The sequence below is a fragment of the Craurococcus roseus genome (genome assembly GCF_039523795.1).
Lineage (GTDB): Bacteria > Pseudomonadota > Alphaproteobacteria > Acetobacterales > Acetobacteraceae > Craurococcus > Craurococcus roseus.
Map to the genome: position 1 here is coordinate 11,370 of NZ_BAAAFZ010000052.1, position 2,733 is coordinate 14,102.

A 2,733-nucleotide genomic window follows, 5' to 3' on the forward strand; every position below is an offset into this window, starting at 1 on the left:
CGCGGGGGACCGCGGCGCCGACCGGCCGCCGGTTGCGTTGGCACCTCCTCGGCTTCGCCGCGGCGCTCCTCCTGCCCGCGCTCGCCTTTGCCGCCGGCATGGCGGCCGAGTACGGCGCAGTGCAGAGGAAGCGGCTCGAAGGGGAGGCCCGGGCGGTCGTCCGCGACCTGGAAGCGGCGGTGGACCGCGAACTGTCGGCGCTGCTTGCCGCGGCGCAGACGCTGGCCACGTCCGCCGCGCTGGAAACGCGGGACTTCCCCGCGTTCGAGCGCCAAGCCTACGAAGTCGCCGCGGCGCGCGGCATCGAGATCGCCTTGGTCACGTCGGCCGGCCGACACGTCGTCAACACGGCCCTGCCCCAGGGCTCCCGGATCGCCCGCTCCCCCGACTTCACGCCGGACGCCGCGGCGCGGGCCGCGATCGCGGCGGGCTTGCCTTTCGTTTCGGACCTTTTCAAAGGCCCGCTGACGGGCCGCGACCTGCTGCGGCTTTCGGTGCCGGCGTACATCCACGCCGAGGGGAGCGAGGGTTGGGGCCACGGGCGGCTCGTGCTGGTCTTCGGCCCCGACCGCCTGCGGGGGTTGCTCGCCCGCGCGGGGCTGCCGCCCGGTTGGCTGGCGAGCATCGTCGACCGCGCCGGCATCACCATCGCCCGCAGCCACCGTCACGACGAATTCGTGGGCGTCCCGGCCACGCGCGGCATGCAGGACAACACCGCCGGGACCGGCGGCACCTTCCGCGCGCCCACCTTGGACGGAGTCATGGCGTTCGGCGCTTACGCGCGCACGACCTTCGGCGACTGGCGCGTCACGGTCGGGGTGCCGGTCGCGGTGCTGGAAGCGCCGTTGAGGCGCTCCTTCTGGTGGGTGGCCGGGGCGGGCTCGGCCGTCATCGGGCTGGCGGTGCTGCTGGCCCTCGCCCTGGCCCGCCGGGTCGAGGCGTCCGTGGGCGCCCTGGCCGCCGCGGCCGCCGATCTCGGCGCGGGCCACGGCGCGGTCGCGCCCGCCACGCCGGTGCGTGAGGTGAACGCCGTGGGCGCGGCGCTCGCCGCAGCCGGCGCCGAACTCCGCCGCCGGACCGCGACGGAACGCGCCGCCCGCGAGGAGGCGCAGAGGGGCCGCGAGTTGCTGCAGGCCGTGATCGACGGCACCTCGGACCCGATCCTCGCGCGCGGCCTGGACGGCCGCTTCGTGCTGGTGAACCGCGCCGGGGCCACGCTGCTGGGCGTGCGGAGCCCCGCCGAGGCGCTCGGGCGGCGCTTCGCCGACCTCCTGCCCGAAGACCGGGCCGAAGCGGCGGCGGCGCTGGACCGCGCCGTGATCGCCGACGGCCAAGCCTGCGCGGTCGAGGAGTGCATCGGCCGCGGGGCGGCGGACGACCCGCGGCGGGTGTTCGTCGTCACCAAGTCGCCTTGGCGCGACGCGGCGGGGCGCGTCGCCGGCGTGGTTTGCGTGGCGCGCGACGAAACCGCGCGCCGCGCCGCGGAGGAGCGCTTGGAAGGCGTGCGGGCCGAGTTGCTGCGCGCGTCGCGCCTCGGCGCGGTCGGCGCCATGGCCGCGGGCCTCGCTCACGAACTCAACCAGCCGCTCGGCGCCGCCGCCAACTTCCTGGCCGTCGCGGAGGCCCTGCTCGGCTGCGGCGCCGAGGACCCGGTGGCGCCCTGCCGGGCGCGGGCCGCGGCGGCGCCGGACCTCGACGGCGGTTGCGAAGCGGTGGCGGAGGCCGGGCGGCAGGTGCTGCGCGCCGGCGAGATCGTGCGCCGCTTGCGCAACTTCATCGCCCAGGGCGACGCGGACATGCGCGTGGAAGAGGTCGGGCCGCTGGTGGCGGAGGCCTGCGAGGCGGCGCTGCCGCCCGACGCTTCGGACGCGGCCGGGGCGGCGCTGCGGATCGAACACGCCGCGGGCGGGCGGGCCGCCTTGGTGGACCGAATCCAGATCCAGCAGGTGGTGATCAACCTCGTGCGCAACGCCGCCGAGGCGCTGCGCGACTGCGGCGGCGAAGGCGGGCGGAAGGAGATCGCGGTTTCGGTGCGGCCGGCGGCCGGCGGCGGCTGCGAGGTCGCGGTGGCCGACACCGGCCCCGGGCTGGCGCCGGCCGTCCGGGACCGCCTCTTCGAGCCGCTCGCCAGCACCAAGCGCGGCGGCATGGGCATCGGCCTCGCGATATGCCGCGCCATCGTCGAAGCGCACGGCGGCCGCTTGTGGGCGGGCGCCAACCCGGGCGGCGGCACCGTGTTCCGCTTCGCGCTGCCGCCGCCCCTCACCCCCACCGGAGGACACGATGACGGAAACATTGGCGCCGCCGCGCCCCTGCCCCCAGCCTGAGACGGCCGGCGCGGCCGGCCCGGCCCCCGTCGTCCACGTGGTGGACGACGACGACGCCATGCGCCGCTCGCTCGCGCTGCTGCTGCGCTCGGCCGGCTACGCCGCCGAGGCGCATGCTTCCGCCGAAGCGTTGCTGGCGGCCCTCGATCCGTCCGGCGCGCCAGCGGTGGCGGCGGTGCGGTCGGCTTGCGCGGTGGTGGACGTGCTGATGCCCGGCGGCATGGACGGGATCGCGCTGCAAGCGGAGCTGGCGCGGCGCGGCGCGGCGCTGCCCGTGGTGGTGGTGACGGGGCACGCCGACGTGCCGCTCGCCGTGCGGGCGATGCGGGCCGGCGCGGTGGATTTCGTCGAGAAGCCCTACCCGAAGGGGCGCATCCTCGCCGCGGTGGCGGAGGCGCTCGAAGCG

The 2,733-nt window shown here is 77.2% G+C and carries 2 protein-coding genes; both read left to right on the forward strand.

Annotated features, from left to right (window positions below):
• A partial coding sequence (locus ABD067_RS16445; RefSeq protein ID WP_343896435.1) for an ATP-binding protein occupies positions 1 to 2,327 on the forward strand: 2,327 nt, incomplete at its 5' end.
• Positions 2,284 to 2,733, forward strand: a 450-nt coding sequence (locus ABD067_RS16450; RefSeq protein ID WP_343896436.1) for a response regulator transcription factor, incomplete at its 3' end; no start/stop codon positions are given. The genes ABD067_RS16445 and ABD067_RS16450, both read left to right, overlap by 44 nt.